The organism is Nitrosomonas ureae, assembly GCF_900108305.1.
Classification (GTDB): domain Bacteria; phylum Pseudomonadota; class Gammaproteobacteria; order Burkholderiales; family Nitrosomonadaceae; genus Nitrosomonas; species Nitrosomonas ureae_B.
In genome coordinates this window covers 1-4,433 of the sequence record NZ_FNUX01000055.1, presented here as the reverse complement: position 1 = coordinate 4,433, position 4,433 = coordinate 1, and the positions used below count along the sequence as shown (strand labels likewise).

Genomic DNA, 4,433 nt, shown 5'->3' with positions numbered 1-4,433 from the left:
TTGACAGTACAAGGTTGACTAAGTAGTCTAAGGGAGGTTGCTATCTGGTTGGGATTGGATAGTTAGAGTAGGATTTTACGAAGGAAAGGAGAGGGTTTTTTGAGAGACCTGGAAGATAAAAGGAAGGGAAAGAAGACTATGGAAAATCAAAGGAGAGAGAGATGAAAGCCAAGCGATGGGCTGGAGTAATAGCGGGGCTGCTAGGAGCTATGCTGATAGGAACGGTGCATGCGAACATACTGAGCGTACCGGACGAATTGTATGAAGCATTGAAGCTGGATCGTGAGAAGGCGACGCCGAAGGAAGTATACGAAGCGGTGGTTAAGCGTTATAAGGATCCTGAGCAAGGAGCGGGACCTGGAACGATGGCGCAATATTGGGAACCGATTCCGTATGGAATATATTTGGATCCTGCGACATTTTACAAATCGCCGACCTCGAATAAAGAGATAGCGAGCCGGAAGGAATGCGTGGAATGCCACACAGATGAATCACCGGTATGGGTGCAGGCGTGGAAGCGCAGTAGTCATGCGAATTTAGACAAGATTCGTAACCTTAAGCCGAATGATCCTACGTTTTATAAGAAAGGCAAGCTTGAAGACGTAGAGAAGAATTTGCGCTCATTGGGTAAATTGGCGGAAGGCGAGAGCCTGAAGGAAGTAGGCTGTATTGACTGTCACGTGGATGTTAATGCGAAGCAGAAGGCGGATCACACCAAAGACATCATTATGCCGACAGCGGATGTATGCGGTAAATGCCACTTGCAGGAATTTGTGGAACGGGAATCGGAACGCGACACGATGATTTGGCCACACGGGCAATGGCCTGATGGACGTCCATCACACGCGCTGGACTATAAAGCCAACGTAGAAACCACTGTTTGGGCGGCGATGCCGCAACGCGAAGTAGCTGAAGGCTGCTCGATGTGCCATACCAATCAGAACAAATGCGACTCATGCCATACGCGCCATGAATTTTCAGCTGCGGAATCGCGTAAGCCGGAAGCTTGTGCAACCTGTCATAGCGGTGTTGATCACAACAACTGGGAAGCTTACTCCATGTCCAAGCACGGCAAGATGGTATCGATGCTCGGAGACAAATGGAACTGGGAAGTACAGCTGAAAGACGCTTATGAAGTAGGCGGTCAGAATGCACCGACCTGCGCGGGTTGTCACATGGAATACGAAGGCGAATACAGCCATAACATGGTAAGGAAGGTTCGCTGGGCGAACTATCCATTTGTGCCGGGCGTAGCGGAAAACATTAATAGCGAATGGTCGGAAGCGCGTTTAGACTCATGGGTGGTTACATGCACTCAATGTCACTCGGAGCGTTTTGCTCGTTCATATCTGGAATTGATGGACAAAGGCACGCTGGAAGGACTGGCCAAGTATCAGGAAGCTAATGACATTGTGCATACTCTGTATAAGGAAGGTTTGTTGACAGGTCAAAAAACTAACCGTCCTGCCCCACCAGCGCCGGAAAAAGAAGGCTATGCGTACTTTGCGCAGCTGTTCTGGTCGAAAGGCAACAGCCCAGCGGCGATTGAGCTCAAGGTGCTGGAAATGCACGAAAATGACCTGGCCAAGATGCATGTAGGGTTGGCGCACGTAAATCCGGGTGGCTGGACCTATACAGAAGGCTGGGGTCCGATCAACCGCGCATATGTTGAAATTCAAGACGAAAATACTCGTATCCGCGAGATGATTGCACTGCAAGAACGGGTGAAGAATCTTGAATCGAAACGCACCAGTTTACTTGACCTGGACGGCACAGCTGAGAAGATCTCACTGGGCGGTTTAGGTGGCGGCATGCTGCTGGCCGGAACACTGGCACTGGCGGGCTGGCGCAAACGTAAGCAAAGTGAAGCTTGATAGGCGCTGACACGACAGACCGCACCACCCGGGTGGTGCGGTCAGGAGACAGACTACTCCCGTCATTAGGAATTTTTCTGGTGACGGGAGGATTGCTTTTGTTGGGCTGGTTTGTGTATCTTTGGTTTAAGCCGATACCGGCACCCTACCAATATCAATTGGTAGAAGAAGGCGACAGCAGCAAGTTTAGTAAAATAGATCTGACAGGTTGGCCGGATTTAAAGCTTGGTCAATACAAAGTACAAGCCGACGGAGTGGGCAAGCCAATTGCTGAATTCATTGTTGCAAGGCAGAATGATGGAGCGCCGGTACTGATCTATTGGAAGAATAGCACCAATGAAGTGCTTTACAATTTTGACAGAAAGCCATCGGAGCTTACTATTCTGGCTGAAGCGATCAGCAAGCATGCCCCGAAAGACGCACTGATACTATCCTGGTGGGATACCTCCCGGCAAATCAAACTGCTTACAGGGCACGACACGTTTTTTACCCATCACCTGAACGAACCCCTCATGATACCGGCCCCTTGGCTGGAGCACAGCAAAGAGATCCAGGCCTATGAAAAGCAATTCTGGCAAAGCAATGCGGACGCAGCGGAAATGGATCGATTTAAGCACTTCAGCCGGGCACTGGCGGCACCAGCGGAAGACGGTATTAAACAACTGCGGCAGCTGATTGGTTCTGATCGTGAAACCTATCTGATTGTACACGTGACCGATATCTATAAACTAGGGCTCATGTACCCGGAAAGTATAGGTGTTGCCTATCAGAACTTTCCGATGACGGGGAACATGCATGGCATGATCAATCAAATGAAAGTACAAGTTAAGGAAAATAATTTTGACACCTACACACTGCAATCGGTTTCAGACAATGAGATCAGAGTATTTTTTCTGAGTGATGAAGAAAGCAGTCAGACGTTGTTGGCAAGGATGCTCCCATTTGTAGATAAGACCGCGCCGACGGAACTGGATCTGGCGCAACTGATCTACCAGCAAGGAGGCTATTGGGTATATAGGTTACCTTAAAATAAAAACGACCTCGAGCAACGTAAAACCGCTCAAGGCAGGCACATAATCATTTACACGAAACGATGATAGCGTACAATACGAACCCATCGAATTTGAATTAAAAAAAGTATAAAGGAGGAGAGATGAAACACCTGATAACCCATATATTGGCTATACTGGCGATGACAGCATTTTTCTCGGGCACAGTACTGGCGGCGGACTTTGAAGGCCGCACGAAATGCAGTTCGTGCCACAAATCACAAGCTAAATCATGGAATGACACGGCACATGGCAAGGCGATGGAATCGTTGAAGCCGGGCACACGCAAAGAGGCCAAGATAAAAGCGAAGCTGGATCCGGACAAAGACTACACGCAAGACAAGGACTGTGTAGGATGTCACGTTGATGGATGGGGCAAGAAAGGTGGCTATACGGTAGAGGCGCCGAAGAAGCAGCTGGCGGCAGTTGGTTGTGAATCCTGTCATGGACCTGGGAAGAGCTACCGAGGAGATCACCGTAAGGGAGGACAGGCTTTTGAGAGCAAAGGAACCACCATGCAACGTAAAGTTCTGGCAGACAAAGGACAGGACTTTCATTTTGAAGAAGCATGCAGCGCTTGTCATTTAAACTACGAAGGCTCGCCATGGAAAGGTGCGAAAGCTCCCTATACACCATTTACTCCGGAAGTTGACGCGAAATACACATTTGATTTTGACAAGATGGTTAAGGATGTCAAAGCGATGCATGAGCATTACAAGCTTGATGGTACATTCGTAGGGGAACCCAAGTTCAAGTTTCATGATGAATTCCAAGCGAATGCAAAAGAGAAAGTGGCGGACAAAAAAGATAAAAAAGGAAAAGACTGATGAGCGGCTTACAGAAAGGAGCGATAGGGACGCTACTGACAGGCGGGTTATTGGGGATATTGCTGGTAGCGGTGGTATTTGGAGGAGAAGCGGCGCTATCTACCGAAGAATTCTGTACCAGTTGCCACTCGATGACTTATACGCAGACGGAACTTAAGGACTCGACTCATTATGGGGCATTAGGAGTCAATCCTGGCTGTAAGGATTGTCATATACCGCAAGGATTCAAGAATTTTCATTTAGCGTTGTATACGCATGCGGTAGATGGTGCGCGCGAGCTTTATTTGGAACTGGTTAATGATTATTCGACGCTGGAGAAGTTTAATGAGCGCCGTCTGATTATGGCGCACGATGCGCGGATGAATTTGAAGAAATGGGACAGCGTTACCTGTCGTGACTGTCATAGAGATCCGAATCCGCCTGGAGCGGATGCCCAGGAAGCGCATAAGAAGATGAAGACGGAGGGGGCGACGTGTATAGACTGTCATCAGAATCTGGTGCATGAGGAAGTGCCGATGACGGATCTGAATGCGAGTTTGGCTGCGGGCAAGATGGTGTTGAAGCCGGACGAGGATGAAGATGATGAGGACGAAGACGAAGACGAAGACGAAGAAGAGGACAGTGCCAGTGATGAGGCTGATAGCGAAGATGAAGATGAAGATGAAGATGATGAGGAATAATTC

The 4,433-nt window shown here is 48.7% G+C and carries 4 protein-coding genes; all 4 read left to right on the top strand.

Features of this window, described 5'->3' with window-relative positions:
• Positions 1 to 161: 161 nt before the first annotated feature.
• The 4 genes from C4S39_RS14830 to C4S39_RS14815 all read left to right on the top strand — a co-directional run bounded on the left by C4S39_RS14830 (position 162) and on the right by C4S39_RS14815 (position 4,430).
• Positions 162 to 1,874 carry a multiheme c-type cytochrome gene (locus tag C4S39_RS14830; protein WP_103967702.1) on the top strand — a complete coding sequence of 571 codons (1,713 nt, stop codon included), beginning with the start codon at positions 162 to 164 and terminating at the stop codon, positions 1,872 to 1,874.
• Positions 1,871 to 2,902 (top strand): hydroxylamine oxidation protein HaoB, encoded by a 1,032-nt coding sequence (haoB, locus tag C4S39_RS14825; protein ID WP_258039472.1) that lies wholly within the window; start codon positions 1,871 to 1,873, stop codon positions 2,900 to 2,902. The genes C4S39_RS14830 and haoB overlap by 4 nt, the downstream gene beginning before the upstream one ends.
• Before the next feature lie 125 nt (positions 2,903 to 3,027).
• Positions 3,028 to 3,750, top strand: coding sequence for a cytochrome c-550 CycA (gene cycA, locus C4S39_RS14820; protein ID WP_103967701.1), 723 nt, complete (start codon positions 3,028 to 3,030; stop codon positions 3,748 to 3,750).
• A complete protein-coding gene (locus C4S39_RS14815) occupies positions 3,750 to 4,430 on the top strand; it encodes a NapC/NirT family cytochrome c (protein WP_103967700.1) in 681 nt (226 codons plus the stop codon). The genes cycA and C4S39_RS14815 overlap by 1 nt, the downstream gene beginning before the upstream one ends.
• The last annotated feature ends 3 nt before the right edge of the window (positions 4,431 to 4,433 follow it).

What these genes read in the sequence shown, in the direction of transcription:
- C4S39_RS14830 (WP_103967702.1), top strand. Translation starts at nt 162, where the DNA reads ATGAAAGCCAAGCGATGGGCTGGAGTAATAGCGGGGCTGCTAGGAGCT.
- cycA (WP_103967701.1), top strand. Translation starts at nt 3,028, where the DNA reads ATGAAACACCTGATAACCCATATATTGGCTATACTGGCGATGACAGCA.
- C4S39_RS14815 (WP_103967700.1), top strand. Translation starts at nt 3,750, where the DNA reads ATGAGCGGCTTACAGAAAGGAGCGATAGGGACGCTACTGACAGGCGGG.